The organism is Oceanobacillus luteolus (assembly GCF_023715655.1).
GTDB lineage: Bacteria > Bacillota > Bacilli > Bacillales > Amphibacillaceae > Oceanobacillus > Oceanobacillus luteolus.
In genome coordinates, this window is the sequence record NZ_JAMBON010000006.1 from 19,188 (window position 1) to 45,590 (window position 26,403).

Sequence of the window (26,403 nt, forward strand, 5' to 3'; positions counted from 1 at the left end):
CAGTGGACATCATTCTTATTGGAGAGAGTAATAAAGTTCTTCTATTTTATCACTTTCGACGGGGCGGCTGAAAAAGTAACCTTGTCCCTCATGGCATTGTTGTTGTTTTAAGTATTTGAATTGATCACTGTTTTCAATGCCTTCTGCAATTACACGGAATTGCAAGTTCTTGCCCATGCTGATGATGGTGTTGACAATGATTTTTCCGTCCCTATCCAGATCATCAATAAAAGACTTATCAATTTTTAATGTGTCGATCGGCAGTTGTTTTAAGTAACTTAAAGAAGAATAGCCCGTACCGAAATCATCAATAGAAACTTTTACTCCTAAGTCTTGTAAATCATGCAGTTTTTTTGCTGAATCATCGATATCTAATAACGTGCCCTCTGTGATTTCCAATTCCAAATAGGAGGGATCGACTTCTGCTTTATGCAAGATTTTTTTCAAGTCGGCTACAAAGTAAGGATCTTGAAATTGAATTGGAGAGACGTTAACCGAAACACGTTGCAGGAATAATCCTTGCTCTTGCCAGCTTTTCATTTGTATACTCACGCTTTGAAGGATCCATTTGCCGACTGGTATGATAAGGCCGGTTTCTTCTAAAATTGGAATGAATTCTGCAGGAGAAATTCTTCCCAACAACCGATTATCCCAACGTAGTAAAGATTCAACACCAACGATCTTATTCGTCCTTAAATTGATCAGTGGTTGATAAACAAGTGAAAATTCATTGCGTTCCAATGCTTCGCGAATTTCAAGTTCGATCTGATAGGTACGTTCCAATTCTCTCTCTTGGTTATCGGTATGGAAATGGAATTGGTTTCTACCTTGTTTTTTTGCATGATACATCGCTGTATCAGCTTTTTTGATCAAGTTCTCAATAGATGGAATCTCCTCATCACCTGAAAAAGGAAAGCCTCTACTAATACCGATACTTGCTGTAACCAACAGCTCCAGATTATCAACACAAATTGGTTTACGGATTGCCGCAAGTAGTTGATTCAATTTGTTATTGATATCTTCCATCGATTGATTTTCCAAAAGAAGAATGAATTCTTCTCCATCATATCGGAAGATAAAATCTTTATCTTGGATGCATGCTTTGAGTCGTTCAGAAATGGTGATTAGTACTTGATCCCCGACATCATGTCCAAAATTATCATTAATTATTTTAAAGCGGTCAATATCAATAAAAAATACGGTTATCTCTTTGTCTGCTGCGTGATGGCAATCATTTATCCATCTCGTAATTTGGTTCCGATTAGGAAGGCTTGTTAATGGATCGACATAGGCCAATTTCTCTATCATTTGCTCATGTTCTTTTCTTTCTGTTATCTCGCGCTGAAGCAAAACATAGTGTTTGTCACCGGTAATCTTATTCATAATTGGTGAAATGGTGATATCGCTCCAATAATATGTACCGTCTTTCTTCTTTTGTTTCAACTCTCCAGCCCACTTTTTTTCGTCTTCGATGGTGTGGGTTAGATTTTCTGATATCTCACTTGTAAAAAAATTTCCAAATGAATTTCCAAGCATTTCTTCTTTAGCGTAGTTGGTGACTTCTGTAAACTTATCGTTGACATATTGAATATTTCCATGATAGTCGAAAACGACAATCATCATCATGTCATTGATTGCTTCCTCGATGTCATACTGTATTCTTTCTCTATAGGTTATTTTCACTATCTCATCCATATGACTTTCCTCGCTATTCGACTGGGTTTATGTCATGAAACTTTTTTGTAGTATAATTGTACTATACACCATACCTGCTGTCTGTGACAAATAAGTAAATATTTCATGTTCTTTAAGATTCATTCCGATTACTGGGTATCCGGTTCTGGGTAATTATAACCTTTTAAATCAACTTCCATTGATTGGATGGTTTGATCTTCATATGGCTTGTCCCTTTCATCCCGTTCGACCGAGACGATTGCATCTACAACCTCCATCCCTTCAATTACTTTACCAAAGCTCGCATATTCTCCATCTAAGTGGGGAGAGTCTTCTACCATAATAAAAAATTGCGAGCCTGCAGAATCTGGGGACTGTGATCTTGCCATCGATAGCACACCACGTTCATGGGCTAAATCATTTTCAAAACCATTGGAAGAAAATTCACCCGTAATAGAATATCCCGGACCACCTGTGCCATTTCCTTCAGGGTCACCGCCTTGAATCATGAAGCCAGGGATTACCCGATGAAAAATCAATCCGTCATAAAAGTCATCTTCAATTAATGAGATGAAGTTCGCAACTGTATTCGGTGCAATCTTCGGGTATAATTCTGCGATTATTTTTTCATTATTTTCCATTGTAATCGTGACAATTGGATTTTCTTCCACTTCATTTGGATAATCATTAGGATTGGAAGCTTCATTTTTTTCTGTCTCATTATTACAAGCCACTAAGAAAACGATAAACAGAAAAGTCATGAGTAAAAGTAATTTTTTCATGCTTTATCCTTCCTTTCTCTGTTTGAGGATTGAATCTGTGTTCATTATAGCATGGATTCTTTGAAAGGGTATTCTGGGACGTCATGCTTGATGGCCACCGATTTTTCTGCTGCGTTCAAGCAGAATTCCTGCTTCGGTGTAACTGGACGCACGTAGAATGGAAGTGGCACCATATTTATCACGGATGGCATCCATTACAAAGCCGATATTATTTTTCTTTAGCCGATTTTCAAATAAATCAAGCTGGATGTCACCGTAATCATAAAGATTGCCAAGAGTAACATAAACATGGCGGATGTTGCTTCTTCCGTCATAGAATTTTCGGAAGAGCTGCATACAGATTTCATGCATATCCATCGTTACATTTGTGGGCCGATCAATGCTCATGGAGCGGGAAAATCCGCCTCCGGTTTCTGATGAGTAGGAGATACCAAGGCTGATTGTTTTTCCAACTTGGTTTGCAGTTCTGGCACGACGGCAGACCTCCTCACATAAATCCAAAATACAGGTTGCGACTTCTTCCTTAGAGTAATCACGAAGCAGCGAAATTCCATGTCCAAATCCCTTTTGTTCAGTTTTGGTGAAATCACCATAAACTGGACTTAAATCAATACCCCAAGCATGCCAGTAAAGTTGTTCTCCCATAATCCCAAAGCGTTTTTTTAATTGATTCAAATCATAGCGGGCGAGCTGTCCCAAGGTGATAATTCCCATACGATTGAGATTGCGTTTCATTCTGCTGCCGATTCCCCAAATTTTCTCGATTGGGAAGGGCCAAAGTTTTGCTTTCACGTCTTCGTATTTACATTCTGCAATACCTTCCTTTTTTGCATGAAGGTCCATGACCACCTTGGCGAGGAATTTATTATCACCAATTCCGATGGAAGCAGTAAGCCCAAAGTTGTCTAAGATTTCATTTTTTATTTTCTCGGCAATTTCCCGTCGATTTCCAAAAAGACGTCCCAATCCGTTTACCGTTATCCAAACTTCATCAACGGAGTACTGGTGAATCGCTTCCTTTGGTGCATAATTATTAATTAATTTTGTGATTTCCAAGGAAACATGTAAATAATCAGCCATTCGTGCGGGAACAATATGAATGTTAGGGTCATCTGGAAGTTCAAAGTAGCGGCTCACATTACTAATACCATACTTTTCCTTTAAGGCAGGGGAAGCAGCGAGGACAATACTCCCGGGACGATTTAAGTCACCTACAACAGCAAGCATCGTTTTCATCGGATCAAGTCCGCGTTTTACCGCTTCAACACTGGCATAAAAAGAGCGCATATCTATACATAAAACGTCATTTCGCGGATAAGTTGAATAATCCATGTTGCTTTGCACCACCTGACAAGAACGTTTGTTCTATTATATGTAGTTTTTCAGAGGTTAGCAATGGAAAAATGAGGTAATGCGGGTGGAAAGCTTGATGGAACGGGAAAATTCACGGCAAAAAAATCCCACCTGATAAGGTGGGAAGTGAAGGTTATTCTATTCTTTTTGAATTCCACTGATTGTCCCGTCTAGAGTCATTGGCGCAGCCATATCAACAAAAAATAATACAACTGTTGCATCTGTCATTGCTGTAATTGGTGGGAGATCTTTTTCCAAGTCGGTGACAGCTTCATATTTTTCCAAGCTAAGCGAGAAACGGTTTTAGAGCTGGATAGCTTGGAATTTCCAATGTTTGGCTCGATTGTGGATGAGCATCGAGTATGAAGGCGTTTTGCCTTACGGTTAGTGGTGCATCACTGCTCTCGGGTCCAACCATCACATACCAATTTTCATTAGCAAGAGGCTTTTCATGAAATTGGATCGATGGCGGCAACCCGGAGGAGTGGGGACGCAGGAAAATTTGCAGCATTTCAATGTCTTCGCTTTTCGCTTTTTCCTCATGCCAAAAGCTTTCCCCTGCATTCATCATCATTAAACGTCCTTTTTTTATTGTATCTTCTAAGCCAGCTGAATCTCGGTGATAGGAAGTTCCTTTCAGTACATAACTTAAAATCTCATCATTTACGTGTTCATGCATTTTAATTGTTAAGCTTTTTTTCATAAAAGCGTGATCGATATTGGAAAGAGGGCCGAAACCGTAATCTTCCACATCATTTTTATGAATTTTCCCAGGGTGGATTCTTTTGATTGTAAAGTATCCTCTAAATGGAACTGTATGCTCTTTAGCATTTAGTTTTTGTAGCATATTTCTCCTCCCTTCTGAAAGACTGCTATTTACATAGATTATGGAGGAGAAGGGGAGGGCGGGCAAACAATCAGCATCTTACTTCATATCTCAGTTGAGTTCCTGTTTTACTTCTTCTCGATACGTTTCATTACCGATTATATTTCCTATAAAGGAATTCATGTTATGGCCAATCATGATATTTTCCCAAAGATTTAGCTGATCGGTGAATAATACAATCTCTGTTTTATTGCCGTCCAGGTCTTCGGCATAAAGTGCGTCATTTAAAATAAACGCGGTAGAACCACCTTTAGATCCGAAATGAGCGTAGACATCATGATTTGCTTCATTAAATTCCATCAGCCATTCCATTACGTCCCTCATGATTGCAGCAGCTTCAGTCGGCAATTCATCATTTGAAATAATGGCTAAAAGCCTGGCGTAATCACTTGCAGATGCCCCGGGTAAACGATCCGACCAAATTTTTTGAATGTCGAGCGGGTGTTTATAGAAATACGATTCGATATCAATGTCGCTGGCTTCCATCCGATTACTTAAATCTGTCGCCAACTCTCGATACCTTTCGATAGGCATAGCCTCAAGTGCTTCTATGATTTCATCTTTACTCGATTCATTGGCAATGTAGTCAGGGATGAGAAGTGGACTGACCATAGGATAAATCGGTTCATGGTCTGTTAGACCGAGGGAGTTTATCCTTTTGTTGATTTCAGAAACACCAAGAAGGTGCAGGAGGAATTCAGTGTTTGCATTGGAACTGTATGTGATCATTCCTTTTACGATTTCGTGTAATGTTACTTGATTTTCTTTTACTTTATTGTTTGCGCGAATGTCTTTTAACCATTCTTCATGGGCGTTCCCGTCTGTCCCTTTAAGGTAAAATTTGTTTAGTTCATCAAGGGAGATGAGTTGCTGACAGTCTAATAATCCTTCTTCAACTTGAAAAGCGTACTCAATAGCGATGGGGATTTTTACTGTACTGGCTAATGGCCGGACGATATCAGCCTGATACGAGATGATTTCTTCACCATTTCTTGCAACAAAGAGGGAAGTTGTATCTGGGTTGTTTTTCAGGTGGTTGAGTACATAATTAGGATTATCACGAAAGATGAAGGAGGCTGTAACAAAAAGAATTAAAACAATTCCCCCATATATGATTAACCTTTTCTTTGTATACGTTTTTTTGTCTAACAAAATAAACGCGATGAAGCCAAGAATTAGAGCCAGTATATAATTGACATGAAAGAGGAGTACAGCAATGATGATTGAAAACACAATGAAAATTGTAATCACTGCTTCTCGAATTTTTTCCTTGGAACGCTGTTTCTTACTCAGGAAAGGTAAAAGAGTTAGCACAACAATACCTGAGAGACCAATCCAAGCCCAACTAGTCAATATGAACACTCCCTTCTCATTAATAGATTCTTCTTAAGACAGTTAAAATAGTTGCATGGAGAATCATCAATCCTGAAATCAAGAACCAAATCACCAGTTTATATGTTTCATAATTCAAGTGTTGAATGTATTGATCATACATCTCAATTAAAAACCATCCAAGTGGAAGTAAAGGAAATATTATACCATATGATCTGTTCATAATACTTTTTCCGCGTTCATCTTTAGATTCTCTTCCAAATTCAAATTTTAAAGCATAGAAAATGGCAATAAAGAAAATGACTACATAGGTAAGACGTAAAGTGGTTAATAAAGCTTCCATCATTTATCATCCTCCAATTCATATTGAAAAACTTCTTGTAAATCAACATTGAAGAAAAGAGCAATATCAAACGCTAATTTCAAAGAGGGATTGTATCTGTTTTTCTCTAGGGAAATAATTGTTTGTCTACTTACACCCAATTGATCTGCAAGTTCCCGTTGCGATAACCCCCTTTCAGCTCTTAAAATAACAATCCTGTTGCTGATTTTTCTTTCTTGATTTAATGGCATATCATTCACCTCTTCTATTAATAAGTACCATATTTTTTACATAAGGTAAAGTATTTTTTACCAAAAGTATAAAATACTTTACTGATTATGGTATTGTATGCAGGATTAACATTAAAAATCCCATCCACTGTGCACTAAGGCAGTAGATGGGATTACCTTCATTCTTTTTTTTTATATCATTAATTAATAATATCCTCAGATGGTCCAAATATTTCAAAGTGGATATCCGTTTCAGCAACACCATAGTCTTTCAACATAAGATAAGCCGCACGCATAAATCCTTTAGGTCCACAGAAATAGTAAGCAGCATCAGGACCAGGTAGGACGGTTGAGAGCCATTCGGCATCTATGTGTCCTTTTTTATCATATTGATCATTTTCTTGAGGGGAAGCATATATCGTATAGTTAATGACGTTTTTATGAGCTTCAGTAATTTCTTTCACGCGGTCTTTCATCGCATGAACGTTACCGGAATTGGCTGCATGGATATAAATCACTTTACGATCCGGTTGTTCCTCGATGACTGATTCCAGCATACTCATCATCGGAGTAAGTCCAACCCCGCCACTCAGCAATACTAATGGCCTCGTATCTTTTTGATCTAACACAAACTCTCCAGCTGGAGCACTGATTGGTAGAATACTGCCTTCTTGAACCTTTTCATGCAAGAATGTAGAAACAATTCCTGCCGGATGTTCTGAAGTAGCATCTTCGCGTTTGACACTAATACGATAGTAGCCTTCACCAGGTGCACAAGATAAGCTGTATTGACGCATATGAGTGTATGGTTCGCCTTCAATTTCAGCTTTTACCGTAATATATTGTCCAGGCTCGTATGAAGGGAAAGGATTATCATCGGCCGGTTCTAAATAGAATGATGTAATTACATCACTTTCCACTACTTTTTTCGTCACTTTAAAGTCACGGAAATCGACCCATCCTCCAGTCCTATTTTTCGTTTCCTCGTACATTTCTTTTTCGACAGAAATAAAGACTTCAGCGATGACTCCGTATGCTTTTTCCCACGCCTGGATGATTTCCTCAGTAGCTGCATCTCCCAGTACATCTTTAATAGCAAGTAATAAATGTTTACCAACAATCGGATACTGTTCTGGTTTGATATTTAAACTTTTATGCTTATGGGCGATGGATACAACTTTTGGTAAAATCGCTTCCAAATTGTCGATATGTGCAGCAGCTGCATATACCGTATTCGCAAGCGCACGTGGTTGCTTTCCCTCGCGTTGATTCGTTTGGTTAAACACATTTTTCAATTCGGGGTGGTTTTCAAACATTAATTGATAGAATCGTTTAGTGATTTTCTCTCCATGTTCCTTTAATACTGGAACGGTTGCCTTAATAATTGTTCTTGTTTGTTCATCTAAACCTCTCGTAGCAGTTGTCATATGTCAAGCACTCCTTTTGAAAAATTAAAGATGTATTTTAAATACATCTTTATTGTATATTTAATTTAAACACTATCGCAATAGTAAAAATCTAAATTATGTTACAGATTTTCAACATAAATTTTATAAATTAAAATTGGACGGTAATCGCTTCAAACGAATATACGTTCCGTGGTATAATAAAGGCTAACGTAATGTTTCGTAGGTATGATTTGGTAATTTGACGTTTGCACAGATAAATTTTGAAGTAAAAAAAAGAGGAGAAAGTAAATGAATTTAAAGAAGTATACAGATTATGGCCTTAGGGTCCTTCTGTTTGCCGGCTTGAAATCGGATGGAGAACTTGCGAGCATTAAAGAAATCTCAGAAGTATACGATATTTCTACACATCATCTTGGAAAAATTGTACATGAACTGAACAAGCTAGGATTGCTTGAAACGATAAGAGGAAGAAATGGAGGTATCCGATTAGCGAAACCTCCCGAAGAAATAAATGTCGGACTTGTTGTACGCCAACTTGAAGATGACTTTGCTTTATTCGAATGTTTTGATAGAGGTCAAAATCATTGTGTGATTTCACCGGGATGCACATTGAAGCATGTTGTGAATAAAGCGCTGCATGCATTTTTTAAAGTGTTGGATGAATATACGTTGAAAGATTTGATCCACAATGAAAATGAACTTAAGGAATTGATGGGGATCAACAGATTAAGAGAGTAGTAGATGAGGAGGGGTATCTATGGGGATAAAATTAATTCTCGCAGAAAAACCATCGGTCGCAAAGAACATTGCTGATGCATTAAACATTAAAACGAAGAAAGATGGCTATTATGCTGGTAACGGTTATTTAATTACGTGGGCTTTTGGTCATTTGGTAGAATTATATGACGCAAAAGATTACGAACCAAAGATGCAGCGTTGGCGCATGAATTACTTTCCTTTTATTCCTGAGACATTCAAGTACAAAGTGAAAAGCAACCCACGTAATCGGCAGTCTGCCGATGCTGGTGCCGCTAAGCAATTGAGGGTCATTGAAAAATTAATCAACAATCCGGAAGTGGAAAGTATTATTTCAGCATGTGATTATGACCGGGAAGGACAGCTGATAGGGGATAGTATCATTTATCGCGGAGGAAAGCGTCCCGGGAAACCGGTATACCGTTTACTGCTTAATGAATGGACGCCGAATGAAGTGCAGACTGGATTGAATAAATTAAAACAAAATGATGAAATGAAGCCACTCCGAGATGCGGGAATCAGTAGGCAGTGGGCGGATTGGGTAATAGGGATCAACTTGACCTCCGTCACTACTTTAAAATATCAAAAAGGCAGTGGACAGGCGTTGAATGTTGGGCGGGTACTTCTTCCCACATTAAAAATCATTTATGACCGAGATAAAGAAATAGAAAACTTTAAGCCAGAAGATTATTATAAGCTGGTTGCGGTTTTTGAAACGGAAAAAGAAGATACGTATGAAGGAACCTATATAGTCGGGAAAGAAGACAAGTTTAAAAATAAAGCAGAACTGGAAAGAATACAGTCGGCGGTTGAAAACAAATCTGGTGTCGTCACCGATAAAAAGGTGGAAAAGAAAAAGGAATTCCCACCATTTCTCTTCAATCTATCTAATCTCCAAGGGTTTATCACCAACAAATATCAAGGCTGGACTTCTGATAAAGTTCTTAAAGTTGCCCAATCCTTATACGAGAAGAAATTGATTACGTATCCCCGGACTTCCAGTATCGCATTGGAAGAAAGTTTGGTTGGAAAGACGGCACATGTTTTAAAAATCCATAGTGAGGATTTACCTTATAAAGATGAGATTAAATTTATGAAGACAAGGCGGATTTTTAATAACGCAAAGGTTGAAAGCCATAGCGCCATTATTCCAACATATTTAAAACCGAAGCGATTGACCACTGACGAGAACATCGTATTTCAGGCAATAAAAAACCGTTTTATCATGCAATTTATGCCAATCGCTGAGTATGAAGAGACGAAACTGACGACAAAAGTATCAAATGCACCCATTGATGGAGTCTTTATGACTAAAGGAAGAGTGCAGCTCATAGAAGGTTGGAAAAAGGTGGAGAGTATCCAATCGAAGGATGTCTTATTGCCAAGGGTTGAGGTAAATGAACAAGTGACCATTGCAGAAACCAAATTGACCGATCATGTAACTAAACCACCGAAACAACATACGGAAAGAACGCTCCTTCGAGTGATGGAGACCTGCGGTAAAAATATAAAAGATGATAGTGAACTGGATGAGGAATTGCTCGGGAGTATCCTGACAGGATTCAGCATAGGTACACCTGCAACAAGGGCTGAAACTATTAAAAAGTTAAAGGATATTGGCTACATTACTGCGAAAGGAAAAAATCTTCAATGCACCGAGCTTGGCAGAAGAATGGTTGAAACATTTCCGGTGAAGAGTTTGTTTGATTTGGAATTTACGGGACGACTGGAAAAGGGGCTATCCGATATTCAGAAAGGGGAAGCCACGAGGAAAGACTTTCTCTCGCTTATTTTCCAGTTTACGAAGGATGCAGTGGAGACAATCAAACAGGATGAGGAGAAAACAATCCACGAGGTGACTAAACAAAAAGCTACAAATGAAGTGTTAGGAACCTGCCCTGCTTGTGGTGGAGAAGTGGCCGACAATTATAAAGCATTCAGCTGTAAAAATTGGAAGGACGGCTGTAAATTTGCGATTTGGAAAAATGATAAATTCTTAGCGACGATGCGGAAGAAACCGACAAAAACAATGGTCAAGCAAATCTTAAAGAATAACCAAACGTATGTTAAGGGACTTACAAGCAGGAATGGCAAGAAGTTTAATGCATATCTGTCTTATAAAAAGAAAGAGGGTACGGAGTACTATAGCTGGGAAATGGAATTTAATAAAAAATGAGCTAGAGGGCTGACGAAATTTATCATAAAATGATGAGAATAGGAATATTTTCTTAAAAACCATTGAAAAACCTCCTACTATAAGCTTACAATAGTTATAAAATATAAGCTGGAAAGATATAGTAAGGAGGGTAAGTGAGTTGAAGTCAAAAAAGCTCATCATTATTAACATCCTTGTATTTTTCATCTTCGTTAGTGTTGTGGGCATGGGAATTTACCAAGCGAACGCCAATCGCGATGAATTCGGAAAAATAGAAAGTAAAGATGTTGGAAATGAAGATCAGATGATAGAAGAAGAGAAAGAAGCAGAGGAATTAGAAATTGTCGAGAAAGAAATGAAGAATGAAGGACCTCAAGAGATTGTTGAAAAAGAAACGTTAAGTGCATTAGTATTGAAAGATAAAGAGAAGTTTGTTCTCCCTACAGGAAATGAAACAGATGATATTCTAATAGAAAGTTTAGAAGAAGCTGAAGAAGAAGGGGAAAGTAACGTAGATAAAAGTATTGAAAGCTCATCATCCAGTGGAACAGTGTCAACATCTAATAATATTGGTAATATTTCAAAAAAATCTAGTGAAAAAAATGAGTCAAAAAACAAGCCGTCGGATAAAGACACTCAAAGCGAGCGAAAGTCAAATACAAATAAACCAAAATCACCAGCAACTCCTAGGCCACCTAAGCAAACTAAACCAGTAGAACAGCCTAAGGTGCCGAAAGAATCAAAAGAACCAGAAAAGCCTGTCGTAACAGACCCTGAACCAGAACCAGAAAAACCCGTAGAGAAAGAGCCTGAACCGGAACCACCGGTTGAAGAAGAACCTGATCCAGGTGATAAAAAGGGAGGACTCCATAATAATGAATGAACATAAAAAATTATCCTCCTTAACAACTTAAAACGTTTACATTTATAGCTTAATGAATTAAAGTTTGCTATCATTGTATAGTAAGTTATATGATTATGAGTAGAAGCGTTCTTTCTCTACATATGTCATATGAAAATAGAAAAATCGCTAATACTATAACTACAGAAAAAATCAAAAGGGATGGTGTAATTCCAATGAACAAACCCAAAATCGTTGTCTTGGGCGCAGGCTATGCCGGATTGACGGCTACGAGAAAATTAGCTCAAAAACTGTCGCCTGAAGAAGCAGAGATAGTATTAATCAACAAGCATAATTACCATTACGAAGCAACTTGGTTACATGAAGTCGCAGCTGGTACGATCAATCACAACCAAGCACGCTATATGATTTCTGACGTTGTTAACCCGAAACGTGTACGTTTAATTTATGATACAGTTGTTGAAATTAAACAAGAAGAACAGCGTGTTGTTTTAGAGAACAGTGAAGTTGAATATGATTATCTTGTCGTTGCCTTAGGATGGGTAACAAACACGTTTGGTATTAAAGGAATGGAAGAAAATGCATTCTTCATTCAAGATATCGATAGTTCCCGTGTAATTCGCGAGCATATTGAATACAAATTCGCACAATATAGCAGTGGAGAATCTACTGACGAAAGTGACTTGACGGTATTAGTTGGTGGAGGTGGATTCACCGGTATTGAATTCGTTGGTGAATTAGCTGAAAAGATTCCTGAGCTATGTAAGAAATATGATATTCCACGCAATAAGGCAAGAATTATTAACGTAGAAGCGGCGCCATCTATCCTTCCAGTATTTGATGATGACCTTGTAGCTTATGCGAAAGAATCTCTAGAGGACCGTGGTGTCGAATTCCGGATCGGAGCAGCAATCTCTGAATGTACTCCAGAAGGTTTCGTTGTTGGGGACGATAAAGAATTGATTAAAGCAGGTACAAGTGTATGGACAGGTGGAGTTATGGGTAGTCCGGTACTTGAAAAATCAGGTTTTGAAGTCTTTAGAGGTAAAGTAAACGTAGATCCAGATCTTCGTGTGCCTGGCTCTGAGAATGTGTTCATTATCGGTGATTGTTCATGGACAATGAACCAAGAAACAGGCAAGCCTTATCCACCAACAGGCCAGTTGGCAACTCAAGAAGGTGCTTATGTGGGAGAAGCTCTTAAGAATCTCTTATATGGCCAACCACTTAATGGTTTTGTCTATATTGATAGAGGTACAGTTGCTTCACTAGGTTTCTCTGATGGAATTGGAAATATCCTATCAGGAACTAAATTGAGAGGTAAAGCAGCTGCAGCAATGAAGAAAGTTGTAGACGACCGTGCACTTCTGACAGTCGGGGGACCAAAAGCATTACTTAAAAAAGGTAAATTCCGTCCGTTTTAAATTGAATTTCTACTGAAAGTCCAATAATAAAGGAAAGAGGAGTAGATAATCCATGAAAAGAATTTGCAACCTTTTATTGCTACTAGCTGCAGCGGTGGTAGGATACCGAGTAGTGAGCGACATGATGGAAGATTCAAGAGACTTCCGTTAATACAATGAGTTTAAAAGTCATCTGATTTGATAAATCAGATGACTTTTTTAATTTGCTCTGACATGGTAATGAGGTATGTAATTATTCGAACTTAGCCATATTAAAACAGAGGTGATTCCATGCGTCACATGTTCATATGTTTTCTGCTTACTCTTTTTTTAAATTGCATTATTTTCATTCCGACGGATGTGAAATCTGAACAAAAAACGATTTTCCTTCAACAGGAGGAACTTAAATCTTATGCTCTTACCGAGTGGGAGCAAGGCTACATCAATTGGAATAAGTTAGATGAACTCTTGGAGCAATTACAAAGTGAAGTTAGTGAGCCTCCCAAAAATGCAACTTTAGGAGAAGGACTTCAAATAATAGAAGAAGATAGTGGTGTGAGTCTGGACCGAGCTGCTTTTACCATCAATTTTCTCGAAGCTTTTTATAAAGGGGAAGACAGCAGTATTCAAGTACCGAAGAAAACAGTGTATGCACGTGTAGATAAAGAAATGCTCAAGGAAATTACCCGGAAAAAACTTGGTTCGTATACGACATTTTATAATTCAACAAACAAAGAGCGATCTACGAACATCATGTTATCAGCAAAAGCTATGCATGGAACTGTTATTTTTCCTGGAGAAGTGTTTTCGTTCAATAAAACGGTAGGTGAACGAACAGAAAAGAGAGGATATAAAAAAGCCCCCGTAATTGTAAAAGGTGAATTTGCAGAAGATATTGGTGGAGGAATATGTCAAGTATCATCCACGCTTTTCAATGCCGTAGATTTAAGAGGAATTCAAATGATTGAACGATTTACACATAGCAGAAGTGTTCCTTATGTTCCGCCTGGTAGGGATGCGACGGTAAGTTGGTGGGGACCTGACTTTTCCTTTAAGAATTTATATAACGAACCGATTGTCATTACTGCGAGAGCAGCTTATGGGAGCTTGACCGTTGAAGTGTTTTCTTCAGAAACTGTAGAACACTTCCAAGATAAATAAATTGAAAAGCAGCATTTCCCACCTTATGGGAAATGCTGTTTTTTCTTGGTTAAGGCGTTGTTGATGAACGATTCATACAGCCTCAACAACCAAATGATTATTATTCTGCTTTATGAAGTTCAAGTTCAAAGTGGATTTTTACATCATCGGATACAAGTACTCCACCTGTTTCTACTGCAGCGTTCCATGTCAACCCAAATTCTTTACGGCTGATTGTAGTCTCCCCACTGAATCCAGCAACAATTCCACCACTCATTGGGTCTTTACTTTGACCTTCAAACGTAACGTCAAGTGTTACTTGTTTCGTATGACCGTTCATAGTAAGGTCACCAGTCACATCGTATTCGTTAGATCCTCTGCCTTTAATATCTGTTGCAATAAATGTGATCGTTGGATGCTCCTCCACATGGAAGAAATCTGCTGAACGAAGGTGATTGTCGCGATCTTCATTGCGCGTGTTGATACTTGCAGCATCAATTGTTACTTCAATTTGAGCACCTGTTAAGTCCTCAACATCTGCAACAATATTTGCATCGAATTTGTCAAAAGTACCTTTTGCTTTTGAAATCATCATATGCTTTACTGTAAATCCTACTTCACTATGTGCTAAATCTACTGTCCATTTTGTTGTCATGGTAAATCCCTCCAAAATATTTATTAAGTTAAAGTTTCCTTACGTGACTTACTTTATGTTACTTAGTATAAAATAATAATTCTATGATGTCAAGTGTTCTTAATTAAAATTAACTTATTTAAAATTAAATTTACAATCAAGTACTCTTACCATTCATTTACCACAATTTGTAAATGATTAATCGTTATTAAAAAGGATTTTAATAATGAAATACTTCAAATACTTCGTTATAATGAGGAAAATAGAAAGGGGAGAGATTACATGGGAGAATATATTCCGACGTGGGATCTGGAGTCTTTGTTTCCTGGGGGAAGCACATCAAAGGAATTTAAAGTTTATCTTGAAAATATCAACGAAGAAATAAAGGTATTATCTGACCAATTACGTCAACTGGATTCTGAGCGCAAGAATTTAGTTGAAGAAGTGGTTAGTTTTATACGTCAATTAGAGCATACCATGTTTCATTTTCGAGAAGCAGCAGCATTTATCAGCTGTCTTAGTGCTCAAGATGTAACGGATGAACATGCCAATACGCTTGTTTCCAAACGTGGAGCATTATCTGCTTCATTTCAAGGAGTTTTAACAAATGCCATGCAAAAGTTTGCTGCAATCCCCGAAGAAACATGGATTGAACTTGTAAAGCGGACAGAGTTAGCTGGAATTGAGTTTGTCATGAATGAATATCGCGACACTGCCAAGGATTTATTATCAACTGAACAAGAGTTGCTGATTAATGATTTGTCTGTTGATGGCTACCATGCGTGGAATCAAATGTATAGTACAATAGTAGGAAATATGAAAGTAGAAATAGAGGAGGATGGGGAAGTCAACAGCTACTCTATTGGTCAAGCATCCAATAAACTAACCGCTGAGGCACGTACAACAAGGAAGCATGTGTTTGAAAAATTGCAAGAGGCATGGGAGGACCAATCTTCACTATTTGCTCAAACACTTAACCATCTAGCGGGATTTCGATTACAAACTTATAAACATCGTAAATGGGAAAATGTTTTAAAAGAACCACTGAAGATTAACCGGATGAAGCAAGAAACTCTTGATGCGATGTGGTCCGCAATATCGAATAACAAACAGCCTTTTGTAGACTACTTACATAGAAAGGCAGAAATATTAGGTGTTGAAAAATTGAGTGTATACGATGTCGGAGCACCAATCGCAAATGACGTTAGACGATTCAGTTATACAGAAGGTGCAGATTTTATTATAGAGCAATTCCGCACTTTCAGTCCCAAAATGGCAGATTTTGCACAAATGGCATTTGAAAATCGTTGGATTGAAGCTGAGGACCGTGCAGGAAAGAGACCTGGAGGATTTTGCACAAGTTTTCCGGATAGTAGAGAAACGAGAATCTTTATGACTTATTCGGGGACATCTTCAAATATTTCTACATTAGCTCACGAACTTGGTCATGCTTATCATCAGCATGTGATGAATGATTTACATGGATTGAATCAACGCTACGCAATGAATGTGGCAGAGACCGCTTCAACATTTGCGGAAATGATTGTTGCAGATGCAACGATCGGGCAGGCGAAAACAAAGGAAGAAAAACAAGCATTATTGGAGGATAAGATTCAACGGAGCGTGGCATTTTTTATGAATATACATGCCCGTTACCTATTTGAATTAAACTTCTACAAAGAAAGGGAAAACGGTTTTGTACCAGCAGCTCGTCTTAATGAAATGATGGTGGAAGCGCAGAAAGAAGCATATCAAGATGCGCTGGATGAATACGATCCATATTTCTGGGCTTCAAAATTACATTTCCATATAACTACGACACCATTTTATAATTTTCCTTATACATTTGGTTATTTATTTAGCCTTGGAATTTATGCTCATGCGAAGGAGAAAGGTGGCAACTTTGAAGAAGAGTATATTGCTTTACTAAGGGACACTGGACGTATGTCAGTTGAAGACCTCGCGATGAAACACTTAGAAGCGGATATCACGAAAGAAGATTTTTGGGAAAGTGCTATCCGTTTATGCGCGCGGGATGTAAAGGAGTTTCTAGAGCTGTAAATTTGTAAGGGCTGTAGTTATAAGCTATAATACATGTAGACAAAAAAAGCAGAGTAAAAAGCCTGCCGGGGGAGCTTTTATAGCTGAGAGTGAGCATATTGATGCTCTGACCCTTTGAACCTGTTAGTTAATACTAGCGTAGGGATGGTGGTTTTTTGATGGATAAAAAGCAATGCGAGTCGGTACCATCAGGAACCTTCCCTTGGCATTGCTTTTTTTGTGTTCAAAATAATTGTTATAAAAGGGGAGCTTTCTTTGAAGTCTAATAAATTATTGTTTTTAATCGAAGTTTCGATATTTACAGCACTTGCCTTGTTATTAGACATCCTGCCGCTAGGATTTAAAATTTGGGCGCAGGGTGGATCGGTTTCTTTTGCAATGATTCCAGTTTTTATTATTGCCTTTCGATGGGGATTAAAGGGAGGATTGCTATCTGGATTTCTGTGGGGAATACTTCAGGTGGCTACGGGAAATGCCTATATTTTAACTCCGCTACAAGGGTTTATTGATTATGCAATTGCCTTCACTGTCATCGGATTTGCTGGTATTTTTGCAATGCAAGTTCAAGAGGCAGTGAAAGATGGTAAAGTAAAAACGTATTTGACTTATATTACAGCGGGTGTATTGTTAGGTTCCGGCTTACGTTTTTTAGCCCACTATATTGCAGGAATTGTGTTTTTCGGTTCGGCGATAGAGGGGCAGCCTGCTTGGCTTTATTCATTACTATATAACATGTCTTATATGTTCCCGTCGTTTGTTTTATCTACATTGATTGTGTTTTTCTTATTCCATAAACAACCACGGGCTTTGCTGAATCTGGCTTCCAATTAAATGAGGAATTACCGACTCGCATGTTACAAATCACTCTCTCCATCCATAATGATGGAGGGAGTTTTTAATTGAATCAAACTAATTGCTATTTTTGACAAAGTCCGTAATAATAGGTGTAAATTATCTGAATTAATATATATTTACATAAGGAAGAGGGGATCATGAATGAAAGCATTTGTATTGGAGTACGGTGAACTGAAGTTGAAAGACATGCCCAATCCTAAGCCGAAGGAAAATGAAATTGTTGTGAAGTTGAAGACAGCTGGTCTCAACCGGAGGGACCTATATATTCCAAATCGTATGGGAAGCGACAAAGAAGCATTAGTATTAGGTTCAGATGGTGCTGGGATAGTCGAAACGGTAGGGGAGGGAGTTACCCGATTCCAGCCTGGAGATGAGGTGATCATCAACCCATCATTAAATTGGTATGAAAATAGTGATGCACCACCAACGGGATTTGATATTTTAGGTATGCCTGACCATGGAACATTCGCTGAACAAATTGTCATTCATGAAGAGCAATTAGAGAAGAAGCCTGAGTATTTGTCCTGGGAGGAAGCCGGATCTCTGACGCTGGCAGCTCTAACCGGATATCGTGCTCTAGTTACAAAAGGACAAATAAAAGCGGGTGAAACGGTATTCATACCAGGAGCAAGCAGTGGTGTGAACACATTTATTATTCAATTCGCAAAAAGCATGGGGGCAAGAGTAATCGCTACCTCCCGAAGTGAAGATAAGCAGAAGCAGGCATTAGAAATAGGAGCTGATAAAGCTATTTCCACTGACAGTGATTGGTCTGAAGCGTTGAAAGAAGAAGAAATCGATCTCGTAATTGACAGTGTTGGTGCTGCAACTTTCAACCGTTCATTGAGTGTTTTGAAGCAAGGTGGCAGGATGGTCATCTATGGTGCAACAACGGAAGACGAAGTGGATATTAATTTAAGACAGTTCTTTTATGGCCAATATAAACTATTTGGATCAACTATGGGGAGCAGGGAAGAGTTACATGAGTTATTGGAACTGATGGAAAAACATGAAATTCGACCGGTTATCGATAAAGTGTTCAACCTTCAAGATGCCAAACAAGCTTTCGACCATTTAAATGTAAATAGTCAGTTTGGAAAAGTTGTATTATCTATAGAAGCATAACTAATGTGACCAGAAGGAATTCCTTTTGGTCACATATATTGTTCGTTTATGCTTTCGGCTTAAATAAGAGTGCACCGACCACACCGAAAATAATTGCGGCCGAAATCCCAGCACTTGTCACCTCGAACATACCAGTTACGACTCCAATTAATCCGTGTTTTTCTGCTTCTGCTAGAGCACCATGGACTAAGGAGTTTCCAAAACTCGTAATGGGCACGGTTACTCCAGCACCCGCAAAATCAATTAGGGGTTCATACCAACCCAATCCGTCTAAAATAGCACCAATAATTACGAGGGTTGTTAAGGTATGGGCTGGAGAAAGTTTAAATACATCAAACATGATTTGGCCGACAACACAAATTAGACCACCAACAACAAATGCCCAGAAAAAAATCATTTACAACTCACTCCATTTCAATTGAGACTGCGTGTGCGATACACGGAATGGAATCTTTTTGTAGAATGCTTAAAGGTGAATGCAGTGCCCCCGTAGCAACCATTAATATCTTTTTAAATTCACCTTGAATCATCCTTTTAAGAAAATGGCCATATGTTACAACTGCAGAACAAGCTGTACCGCTAGCCCCGGCTTGAACGGGTTGATCTTTACTATAAATGGTCATACCGCAATCTACATACTGATTATCCTGTAACGTAACGCCTTGTTGATTCAATAAATCAAAGGAAGTTTCCCTTCCGATTTTCCCTAAGTCTCCTGTTATGATTAAATCATAATACGAAGAATCCAAATTTCTATCCTGTAAATGTGCTTGAATGGTTTCTACCGCTGCAGGTGCCATTGCGCCTCCCATATTGAAAGGATCCGTTATTCCCATATCGACAATTTTTCCAACCGTAGCCGAAGTGACCGTGGGTCCGTGGCCGGTTTTACCTAGAAGCACACAACCTGCACCGGTAACTGTCCATTGAGATGTTGGTGGATTTTGTGCCCCATAATCATTCGGATAACGAAATTGTTTTTCAGCGGCAGCATGATGACTGGAAGTCCCAGTAATGATATAATCAGAAAACCCACCATCTATGAGAGCAGCTGACAAAGCTAATCCTTCTGCAGATGTAGCGCATGCGTTAAATAAACCAAGATACGGTAGATCGATTGTTTTGGCACTGAAAGTGGATGGGGTGATTTGGTTGATCAGGTCGCCACTTAGAAAAAGATTCACTTGTTCCTTCTCGATCGGGCTTTTTTGAATCGCTATTTCCATAGCTTCTTCCATTAGCCGTTGCTGTGCCTTTTCAAATGTTGATTCCTCCACCCACCCATCATCAAATAATTTATCAAAATCGTTTTTTAGAGGACCTTCTGCTTCAAATGGCCCTCCTGTTACACCAGTTGAAATGACTACTGGCTTTTTCTTGAATTCCCAAGTCTGGTTTCCAACTAACATATTTAAGAGCCTCCCAATTGAAGGAAAATCGTTTTAATAAGTGCAACGACGAATGCAGCAAATACACCGTAGACAATGACGGGTCCAGCAACTTTAAACATATTCGTACCAACACCGACAATAAATCCTTCTGTTCGATGTTCAATCGCTGATGAGATCACCGCGTTTCCGAACCCTGTAATGGGTACCGCAGAACCTGCACCTGCAAACTGTCCAATACGGTCATAAAGACCAAAACCAGTAAGTAACATGGTAATAAAAATAAGTGTTGCTGTAGTAGGGCTGCCTGCTGTTTGTTCAGTGAAATTAAAGAAATAAATATAAAAAGTAGTGATTAATTGGCCAATAAAACAAATGAAGCCGCCGACTAGGAATGCTTTGATGCAATTAAGTAATATGGGGCGCTTTGTTTCGCGCTTCTCTTCAAAGGATTGATATTGTTGAGCTTGTTGTTTCTGTTTTTTTTGATTAGCCACGTAAATCCACCTCTTGTACTTGTCATTAGGTTTGTTCTTTGGAAAGCTTTTGTATTCTTTCGAGTTCCTTGTTTAATTGTTTTTTTGATAACGCCCCGTTATCTAGCTGCTCTTCCAGTTTCCTTAGTTCTAAGATGATTTTTTGGTCTGTGGACAGCTCAATGTCTTGTTTTATTCCATTTGATTCAAGGATTTCTTTAAATGTCTTTCGCAATTCTTTTAATTGAAGGCGATCGTGTTGTTTCGGATCTACACCAATGACGAGCAATTTATCATTGTTAACAGCAAAAATTTCGTTAATTTCATGTTCATTTGCTATGAGACGTTTCGCCTGTTGACTAGCTTCTTGTTGATAGTTTGTAGATGTTTGGGTAATGGACACCCCACTATCGTTCGGTTTGTCCGAGCTGGTTGTGTTTGAACAACCACAAAGTAAAACGATGAAAAAGAGAAAAATTGTCGAAGTTCTTTTCAAAACAATCACATCTTTCTTCGTATGATAAAGATTAGTTAAATTGTAGGGGTACTTCAACTTACAGTTTTAGTATTAGAATTTGCAATGAAAATATACTTGGAAAATACTTCCTGCAAAAATAATCATAAAAAAATCAGGGGTATTTTTTTCCCCTGACATCTTAATGTTTATTGAAATTTTTCTTTTGTACGTATGCTGAAACATCCATCCGTGTCAGCACACTATATTTTTTGATCATTTGATTGGTCCAATTATCATCTCTGTTATTGCAATCACGTTTTTGGTAATAGTCGGAAAGAATTTCATCATATGCTTGAACAAATTCTTTCTTATCTTTATCATATGTATTTTCATGGAAAACTGCTTCAAAAGGTAAACGTGGCTTGATGTCTGGTTTATGATCAGGATGTCCAACTGCCAAACCGAATAGAGGGATGACATACTCCGGAAGCTGAAGAAGTTCATCTACACGGTTAATATCATTACGTAAACTACCTAAAAAGCAGGCACCTAAGCCCATTGATTCAGCAGCAATAACCATGTTCTGCGTTACTAATGCTGCATCCACAGTTGCTACAATAAACTGCTCTGTACTTTCCAGGTTCTTCCTGATATTTTCCTTTTCTTTATTTAATTTGGCGATACGACTTAAATCAGCACAGATAACGAATAAATAGCCATTGTTTTCCACATATTTCTGACCTGAAACTGCTCGTAATTCCTTTTTTAAATGTTCATCCGTTACTCCTATTACGGAATAAGCCATGACATTACTCGATGTTGACGCACGTTGACCAGCTTTAACAATCGTTCTTACTTCATCATTTGTTAATTTTTCAGATGTGAACTTACGAATGGATCGATGATTATGAAGTAATTGTATAGTTTCGTTCATTATTATTTCTCCCTTTCTGTTGTTTAGTCTGTTTGTAAATGGAATGTTTCTATAGTTTTTGAGTTCTCTTCGGCCACACTCCATGCATCCCAATATTCTTTGCTAGGCTCAATTAAATCTGGGTAGCTGATTGCGATGGAATCGTCACTTTGCCATTCAACACTAAGAATCGGAAATTTATAACCAAGCATATCTTTGTCCTTAGAATCATTTATGAGGGCTATTGATGACCAATTGGTAAGGTCAAATACAACGATATCACCAAGGGGAACTTCTTGTTCTCCTAGACGGCTAAACAGAATGGCAATTTTTGATTCATCTGGTGAGATAGTGAATGTTTCGTATCTCGCCATATCTGCAATAAGAATTGCAGATTTGCTTTTATCGGGATGTAAAATAAAATGTGAACAATGATTTTTATAGCAGGAAAACTGAAGTAAATAGAATTGCTGTAAAGCGACTTCATGTTTGTCCAGTTGCATTCCCTCAATCGCTTGTTGTGGATTTTTTTGAGCTTGTATAAACTCATGAAGAATCGGAATTTCCGTTATCGAAATGGACACAACTTCATCTTCAATCATAAATTCGAGAAAATCACCAATTTTCTCTGGTTCCTCATCACTCCATACATCAGAATCTTCCTCGTGGAATTCTTCTGCCTGACTTTTAGTCTCCACCTTCTGTAGAGGAATAGCAGAATCGTTTCCAGAGCAAGCTGTTAATACGAATAATAAAAGAATAAAGGCTATGACCCGCATGTTTACCCGCTCCCAGCTGTATAATGACATTACAATTGTACACCACTTTCAAATTTCCTGCATTTATCGTGATTTTCTTAAAATTATACAATCAGTCTATTCCTTTCATTTTCATTTGTACATATTTTTGATACACTTCAAGTAACAAAATATGCGGGGGAGAATGAGGATGAAGACGTTTAAATTAAAACAATTGCATATTGTCGATTTGGAATCAGATACATATGAATATACATCTGTTCCACTTCTTGATGGGTTGATCATCAATAGAGAAGATAATGAAAATCGTTGGTTGGTCGAGGCCTATGTGGAAGGTAGACAAATGCCCTACTTTCAAGACTTGAAAAGTAAATATGAGGAATTGATTATCCATGTAAGAATTACTACTGAATCCAATGAATTGGCTACATGCATTGCTTCTATTATTGGAATAAATAAAATTGGTGACCATATGAACGTCCTTCTATTGGGAAAAATGGTTGACAGACGAACTGCAAAATTGGAAAATGAATTAGTCAAGTTAACCAATGAAGGTTATAGGGGAGAGGAGCTTTTAAAAAAGTTTAAATCAGATCTCTAATTCGAATTAGCATAGGGGTATTTAATTATGAACAACAGATATGGAAGAATTCTCTGGTTAAACCGTTTAACACCAGTACAATTATTACTGCTTTTTTATATCGCTGCAGTAGCAGTTTCAACTATTTTACTTGCATTACCCCCTTCATATCAAGAGGGAGTCTCCATCCCATTTATCGATCTGTTATTTACTGCTGTCAGCGCGCTTAGCATAACGGGATTAAGCTCGATTTCCATCGTAGATACATTCAGTACGACGGGAATTATCTTTTTGACGATAATATTACATCTTGGCGCAGTTGGAGTCATGGCGATGAGTACATTGATTTGGCTGCTATTTGGGAAAAAGATTGGTCTGAATGAAAGAAGATTGATTATGACTGATCAAAATCAGACAAGTTTTGAAGGGATTGTCCGTTTAATAAAGGAAATTATCATCCTAATTCTGGTTGTTGAATTCATCTTTGTTCTCGTTCTGGGCACATATTTTTCACTTTATTACGGGATTCCGTTGCAAGAAGCATTTTTTCACGGCTATTTCAGCACGATTACTGCAATATCCAATGCGGGATTTGATCTGACTGGTGCATCGATGATTCCTTTTAAAAATGATTATTTTTATCAGCTGATCACTATCTTTTTAATTATTTTTGGGGCAATTGGCTTCCCTGTGTTAATTGAACTAAAGGAATACATATTATACAGACGGAAAAACAAGACAATTTTTCGTTTCACTTTGTTTTTTAAAGTGACGACAATTACATTCGGTGTACTAGTTTTTATAGGTACTATAGGTATATATATTTTCGATCGTAAAGATTTTTTCCAAAATATGATCTGGCACGAAGCTTTCTTTTACTCTCTATTCCAGTCCGTTACGACAAGGAGTGGTGGACTCGCTACACTGGATGTAAGCTTGTTATCAGAAGCGAATCAATTATTTTTGTCGTTTTTGATGTTTATCGGTGCTTCACCGAGCAGTGCTGGCGGTGGCATCAGAACGACTACTTTCGCCCTGTTGATCTTATTTATCTATTCATATATGCGAGGACAAAAGCATGTACGGATTTTTCAGAGGGAAGTGCATGAAGACGATATTAAAAAAGCGATGATCATCACTATGGGAGCAGGAATGTTTGTATTTGCATCAATTTTATTTGTATCGGCAATTGAGGAATTAACCTTAATGCAGATCCTATTTGAGGTCAGCTCTGCATTCGGTACAGTAGGCCTCTCTATGGGAATTACAGTAGAGCTCAGCGTCGCCAGTAAAATAGTGTTGATGATACTTATGTTTATTGGAAGGGTGGGGGTCATCACTTTCCTGCTTATGTTCCAACCAAAAGCCACAATGTCAAATATCCATTACCCTAAAGAGAGAATGATCATTGGCTAAATAGATAACATAAATTATTCGCTTATAAAACAAAATAGCTTGTGCATGAGGGTATATGCACAAGCTATCATTCTTTTTTAGTAGAAAAATGCTGCTCCGACGATAATAAGCAAGATAAAAAGCACGACGATTAGAGCGAAGTTATTATAACCGCCGTATCCGTAACCGCCGCCGCCATAGCATCCTCCGCCATATCCAAAGCCCATACGTTTCACCTCCCATATCTACAGTGTTACTATATGCAAATGGGGGAAAAACGTATAGACGAATACACAGAAAGTACAAGCTGTTACAAAAAATTAATTCGATATTTCTTTAATATTTGTTATCTTTAATTGATCATTTTCATACGAAAATGTAAACTGAAAGCTCTTCGACGTTGTCAGTTCATCCTCTTGGTTATCCTCACGTTTTATGATATCCACTTTTATTGTAGATTGAATTTGATTATTATCCAATAACTCACTGTCTGTATCTTTAATCCTCAAGTCAACAATGTGAATATAACGATTTCTGAAATCTGAATAAGAAGCGCTTTGTTGCAGTCCACTTCCAAGAAGTGAATAAGCACTAATATAGTCACGGATGGCTATGCTGTCCCAGAAGTACTCTGTAAGGTAAATTGCATCTTCTAATCCTTGCTCTTCATTTATCGTATTCACGATATCGGTTATGCTTGCGAAATTCAATTCATCATTTTTTGCCTGATTGGACCATTCTTTCACTTCATCGATTACTTCATGAACCGGTATACTAAATCCAATTAATCCATCTTGCGTACCTACTGAATTTATTCCAATAATTTCACCGGTCTCTCTATGAATGAGTGGCCCTCCGCTATTACCATGGGTAATCTGGGCAGAAATTTGGTATGCGTCGGAATAATTGTAACCATCTACTTCAAAATTGCGTTCTGTACCAGAAATGATCCCTAATGTAACTGTATTCTGAAAACCGTGAGGACTGCCTAGTGCAATCACTTCATCTCCAATCTCTGCTACTTCTTCTGAGAGGGGGAGTGGATCGCCATTGGCTAATTGGGGTACACGAATCACTGCAATATCAGTTACCTCACTTATACCTATAACAGCAGCAGGGTAAAATCTTGCATTTGCTGTTTTTACGTAAATTGCCTCTGCATGCTCAATAACATGGGCATTCGTAATAATATCACCTTTATCATTATATAAGAAACCAGATCCTGTAATAGTCTGATGTTCGTTATGCCCCTCAATTTGAATGACACTTTTTTCAGCTTCATGGATGATTGATTTTAAATCCAAACTACCGTTGTTTTCCTGTATAAGATTTATAACAGGTTGATTTACTGTAAGCTCATCAGCTTTCCAATCGGAATACATTTTTATCATAATGAATATCCCAAGCAGTAGGGAGGTGATGGATAATGCTATTGCGATAATGCTTCTTTGTTTCAA

At 38.0% G+C, this 26,403-nt stretch carries 26 protein-coding genes, 1 pseudogene and 1 riboswitch; of the genes and pseudogenes, 10 read left to right on the forward strand and 17 right to left on the reverse strand.

Annotation, left to right across the window (positions count from 1 at the left end; all coding sequences use genetic code 11):
• Window positions 1-15 precede the first annotated feature (15 nt).
• The 8 genes from M3210_RS06085 to hmpA all read right to left on the reverse strand — a co-directional run bounded on the left by M3210_RS06085 (window position 16) and on the right by hmpA (window position 8,006).
• Window positions 16-1,695: a putative bifunctional diguanylate cyclase/phosphodiesterase gene (locus M3210_RS06085; protein ID WP_251512463.1), complete on the reverse strand. Its 1,680-nt coding sequence runs from the start codon at window positions 1,693-1,695 to the stop codon at window positions 16-18.
• Between the two features lie 128 nt (window positions 1,696-1,823).
• On the reverse strand, window positions 1,824-2,456 hold the full coding sequence (locus M3210_RS06090) for a peptidylprolyl isomerase (RefSeq protein WP_251512465.1): 633 nt from the start codon (window positions 2,454-2,456) through the stop codon (window positions 1,824-1,826).
• 81 nt (window positions 2,457-2,537) lie between these two features.
• Window positions 2,538-3,788, reverse strand: a complete 1,251-nt coding sequence (locus M3210_RS06095) for a DNA polymerase IV (RefSeq protein WP_251512467.1) — start codon at window positions 3,786-3,788, stop codon at window positions 2,538-2,540.
• Between the two features lie 307 nt (window positions 3,789-4,095).
• Window positions 4,096-4,656, reverse strand: coding sequence for a pirin family protein (locus M3210_RS06100; protein WP_251512469.1), 561 nt, complete (start codon window positions 4,654-4,656; stop codon window positions 4,096-4,098).
• Window positions 4,657-4,746: 90 nt separating this feature from the next.
• Complete coding sequence (locus M3210_RS06105) at window positions 4,747-6,048, reverse strand: serine hydrolase (RefSeq protein WP_251512471.1); 1,302 nt, start codon at window positions 6,046-6,048, stop codon at window positions 4,747-4,749.
• A gap of 19 nt (window positions 6,049-6,067) precedes the next feature.
• On the reverse strand, window positions 6,068-6,373 hold the full coding sequence (locus M3210_RS06110) for a hypothetical protein (protein WP_251512473.1): 306 nt from the start codon (window positions 6,371-6,373) through the stop codon (window positions 6,068-6,070).
• Complete coding sequence (locus M3210_RS06115) at window positions 6,370-6,600, reverse strand: helix-turn-helix transcriptional regulator (RefSeq protein WP_251512475.1); 231 nt, start codon at window positions 6,598-6,600, stop codon at window positions 6,370-6,372. Before M3210_RS06115 ends, M3210_RS06110 begins: the two co-directional genes overlap by 4 nt.
• Window positions 6,601-6,779: 179 nt before the next feature.
• Window positions 6,780-8,006 (reverse strand): NO-inducible flavohemoprotein, encoded by a 1,227-nt coding sequence (gene hmpA / locus M3210_RS06120; protein WP_251512477.1) that lies wholly within the window; start codon window positions 8,004-8,006, stop codon window positions 6,780-6,782.
• Between the two features lie 270 nt (window positions 8,007-8,276).
• On the opposite strand from hmpA, the gene M3210_RS06125 reads away from it, so the two are divergent.
• The 5 genes from M3210_RS06125 (at window position 8,277) to M3210_RS06145 (ending at window position 14,325) form a co-directional block, all read left to right on the forward strand.
• Window positions 8,277-8,726 (forward strand): RrF2 family transcriptional regulator, encoded by a 450-nt coding sequence (locus tag M3210_RS06125; RefSeq protein WP_251512479.1) that lies wholly within the window; start codon window positions 8,277-8,279, stop codon window positions 8,724-8,726.
• Window positions 8,727-8,745: 19 nt separating this feature from the next.
• Complete coding sequence (locus tag M3210_RS06130; protein ID WP_251512480.1) at window positions 8,746-10,920, forward strand: type IA DNA topoisomerase; 2,175 nt, start codon at window positions 8,746-8,748, stop codon at window positions 10,918-10,920.
• Between the two features lie 139 nt (window positions 10,921-11,059).
• On the forward strand, window positions 11,060-11,782 hold the full coding sequence (locus M3210_RS06135) for a hypothetical protein (RefSeq protein WP_251512482.1): 723 nt from the start codon (window positions 11,060-11,062) through the stop codon (window positions 11,780-11,782).
• 194 nt (window positions 11,783-11,976) lie between these two features.
• Window positions 11,977-13,185, forward strand: coding sequence for an NAD(P)/FAD-dependent oxidoreductase (locus M3210_RS06140; protein ID WP_251512483.1), 1,209 nt, complete (start codon window positions 11,977-11,979; stop codon window positions 13,183-13,185).
• Window positions 13,186-13,455: 270 nt separating this feature from the next.
• Entirely contained in the window at window positions 13,456-14,325 is an 870-nt protein-coding gene (locus tag M3210_RS06145; RefSeq protein ID WP_251512485.1) for a VanW family protein, read from the forward strand.
• Window positions 14,326-14,425: 100 nt separating this feature from the next.
• Here M3210_RS06145 and M3210_RS06150 read toward each other — a convergent pair whose 3' ends face one another.
• On the reverse strand, window positions 14,426-14,959 hold the full coding sequence (locus tag M3210_RS06150; RefSeq protein ID WP_251512487.1) for a YceI family protein: 534 nt from the start codon (window positions 14,957-14,959) through the stop codon (window positions 14,426-14,428).
• 261 nt (window positions 14,960-15,220) lie between these two features.
• Between M3210_RS06150 and M3210_RS06155 the strand changes: the two genes are divergently transcribed.
• The 3 genes from M3210_RS06155 to M3210_RS06165 all read left to right on the forward strand — a co-directional run bounded on the left by M3210_RS06155 (window position 15,221) and on the right by M3210_RS06165 (window position 18,979).
• Entirely contained in the window at window positions 15,221-16,999 is a 1,779-nt protein-coding gene (locus M3210_RS06155; protein ID WP_251512489.1) for a M3 family oligoendopeptidase, read from the forward strand.
• Between the two features lie 57 nt (window positions 17,000-17,056).
• Window positions 17,057-17,162, forward strand: a riboswitch (TPP riboswitch).
• A 92-nt stretch (window positions 17,163-17,254) separates the two neighbouring features.
• Complete coding sequence (gene thiT, locus M3210_RS06160; protein WP_251512491.1) at window positions 17,255-17,830, forward strand: energy-coupled thiamine transporter ThiT; 576 nt, start codon at window positions 17,255-17,257, stop codon at window positions 17,828-17,830.
• Between the two features lie 165 nt (window positions 17,831-17,995).
• The gene (locus M3210_RS06165) at window positions 17,996-18,979 is read left to right on the forward strand and encodes a zinc-binding dehydrogenase (RefSeq protein ID WP_251512494.1); all 984 of its coding nucleotides are present in this window, start codon (window positions 17,996-17,998) and stop codon (window positions 18,977-18,979) included.
• Window positions 18,980-19,025: 46 nt separating this feature from the next.
• On the opposite strand, the gene spoVAE is transcribed toward M3210_RS06165, so the two are convergent.
• The 6 genes from spoVAE to M3210_RS06195 form a co-directional block, all read right to left on the reverse strand.
• Complete coding sequence (spoVAE, locus tag M3210_RS06170) at window positions 19,026-19,376, reverse strand: stage V sporulation protein AE (RefSeq protein WP_251512496.1); 351 nt, start codon at window positions 19,374-19,376, stop codon at window positions 19,026-19,028.
• A gap of 7 nt (window positions 19,377-19,383) precedes the next feature.
• The gene (gene spoVAD, locus M3210_RS06175; RefSeq protein ID WP_251512498.1) at window positions 19,384-20,388 is read right to left on the reverse strand and encodes a stage V sporulation protein AD; all 1,005 of its coding nucleotides are present in this window, start codon (window positions 20,386-20,388) and stop codon (window positions 19,384-19,386) included.
• A 2-nt stretch (window positions 20,389-20,390) separates the two neighbouring features.
• On the reverse strand, window positions 20,391-20,864 hold the full coding sequence (gene spoVAC, locus M3210_RS06180; RefSeq protein WP_251512501.1) for a stage V sporulation protein AC: 474 nt from the start codon (window positions 20,862-20,864) through the stop codon (window positions 20,391-20,393).
• 25 nt (window positions 20,865-20,889) lie between these two features.
• A complete protein-coding gene (locus M3210_RS06185; protein ID WP_251512503.1) occupies window positions 20,890-21,339 on the reverse strand; it encodes a YhcN/YlaJ family sporulation lipoprotein in 450 nt (149 codons plus the stop codon).
• 160 nt (window positions 21,340-21,499) lie between these two features.
• Complete coding sequence (nfsA, locus tag M3210_RS06190) at window positions 21,500-22,234, reverse strand: oxygen-insensitive NADPH nitroreductase (protein ID WP_251512504.1); 735 nt, start codon at window positions 22,232-22,234, stop codon at window positions 21,500-21,502.
• Between the two features lie 23 nt (window positions 22,235-22,257).
• Window positions 22,258-22,992 (reverse strand): hypothetical protein, encoded by a 735-nt coding sequence (locus tag M3210_RS06195; protein ID WP_251512505.1) that lies wholly within the window; start codon window positions 22,990-22,992, stop codon window positions 22,258-22,260.
• 169 nt (window positions 22,993-23,161) lie between these two features.
• Between M3210_RS06195 and M3210_RS06200 the strand changes: the two genes are divergently transcribed.
• Together M3210_RS06200 and M3210_RS06205 are read left to right on the forward strand one after the other, a co-directional pair.
• Window positions 23,162-23,572 (forward strand): YwpF family protein, encoded by a 411-nt coding sequence (locus M3210_RS06200; RefSeq protein ID WP_251512506.1) that lies wholly within the window; start codon window positions 23,162-23,164, stop codon window positions 23,570-23,572.
• Window positions 23,573-23,599: 27 nt separating this feature from the next.
• On the forward strand, window positions 23,600-24,967 hold the full coding sequence (locus M3210_RS06205) for a TrkH family potassium uptake protein (RefSeq protein WP_251512507.1): 1,368 nt from the start codon (window positions 23,600-23,602) through the stop codon (window positions 24,965-24,967).
• A 77-nt stretch (window positions 24,968-25,044) separates the two neighbouring features.
• Here M3210_RS06205 and M3210_RS20390 read toward each other — a convergent pair.
• Both M3210_RS20390 and M3210_RS06215 read right to left on the reverse strand, forming a co-directional pair.
• Window positions 25,045-25,122: pseudogene (locus M3210_RS20390) on the reverse strand (YjcZ family sporulation protein); the annotation flags it as partial.
• 144 nt (window positions 25,123-25,266) lie between these two features.
• Window positions 25,267-26,403, reverse strand: a complete 1,137-nt coding sequence (locus M3210_RS06215; RefSeq protein WP_251512509.1) for a S1C family serine protease — start codon at window positions 26,401-26,403, stop codon at window positions 25,267-25,269.

Bases quoted from the DNA above. Each gene is read 5' to 3' on its own strand.
- M3210_RS06200 (WP_251512506.1), top strand. From the start codon at position 23,162: ATGAAGACGTTTAAATTAAAACAATTGCATATTGTCGATTTGGAATCA.
- M3210_RS06085 (WP_251512463.1), bottom strand. From the start codon at position 1,695: ATGGATGAGATAGTGAAAATAACCTATAGAGAAAGAATACAGTATGAC.
- spoVAD (WP_251512498.1), bottom strand. From the start codon at position 20,388: ATGTTAGTTGGAAACCAGACTTGGGAATTCAAGAAAAAGCCAGTAGTC.
- M3210_RS06195 (WP_251512505.1), bottom strand. From the start codon at position 22,992: ATGCGGGTCATAGCCTTTATTCTTTTATTATTCGTATTAACAGCTTGC.
- M3210_RS06090 (WP_251512465.1), bottom strand. From the start codon at position 2,456: ATGAAAAAATTACTTTTACTCATGACTTTTCTGTTTATCGTTTTCTTA.
- M3210_RS06115 (WP_251512475.1), bottom strand. From the start codon at position 6,600: ATGCCATTAAATCAAGAAAGAAAAATCAGCAACAGGATTGTTATTTTA.
- M3210_RS06150 (WP_251512487.1), bottom strand. From the start codon at position 14,959: ATGACAACAAAATGGACAGTAGATTTAGCACATAGTGAAGTAGGATTT.
- M3210_RS06130 (WP_251512480.1), top strand. From the start codon at position 8,746: ATGGGGATAAAATTAATTCTCGCAGAAAAACCATCGGTCGCAAAGAAC.
- M3210_RS06125 (WP_251512479.1), top strand. From the start codon at position 8,277: ATGAATTTAAAGAAGTATACAGATTATGGCCTTAGGGTCCTTCTGTTT.
- M3210_RS06100 (WP_251512469.1), bottom strand. From the start codon at position 4,656: ATGCTACAAAAACTAAATGCTAAAGAGCATACAGTTCCATTTAGAGGA.
- spoVAE (WP_251512496.1), bottom strand. From the start codon at position 19,376: ATGATTTTTTTCTGGGCATTTGTTGTTGGTGGTCTAATTTGTGTTGTC.
- M3210_RS06110 (WP_251512473.1), bottom strand. From the start codon at position 6,373: ATGATGGAAGCTTTATTAACCACTTTACGTCTTACCTATGTAGTCATT.
- M3210_RS06165 (WP_251512494.1), top strand. From the start codon at position 17,996: ATGAAAGCATTTGTATTGGAGTACGGTGAACTGAAGTTGAAAGACATG.
- M3210_RS06095 (WP_251512467.1), bottom strand. From the start codon at position 3,788: ATGGATTATTCAACTTATCCGCGAAATGACGTTTTATGTATAGATATG.
- M3210_RS06155 (WP_251512489.1), top strand. From the start codon at position 15,221: ATGGGAGAATATATTCCGACGTGGGATCTGGAGTCTTTGTTTCCTGGG.
- M3210_RS06205 (WP_251512507.1), top strand. From the start codon at position 23,600: ATGAACAACAGATATGGAAGAATTCTCTGGTTAAACCGTTTAACACCA.
- M3210_RS06140 (WP_251512483.1), top strand. From the start codon at position 11,977: ATGAACAAACCCAAAATCGTTGTCTTGGGCGCAGGCTATGCCGGATTG.
- hmpA (WP_251512477.1), bottom strand. From the start codon at position 8,006: ATGACAACTGCTACGAGAGGTTTAGATGAACAAACAAGAACAATTATT.
- nfsA (WP_251512504.1), bottom strand. From the start codon at position 22,234: ATGAACGAAACTATACAATTACTTCATAATCATCGATCCATTCGTAAG.
- M3210_RS06145 (WP_251512485.1), top strand. From the start codon at position 13,456: ATGCGTCACATGTTCATATGTTTTCTGCTTACTCTTTTTTTAAATTGC.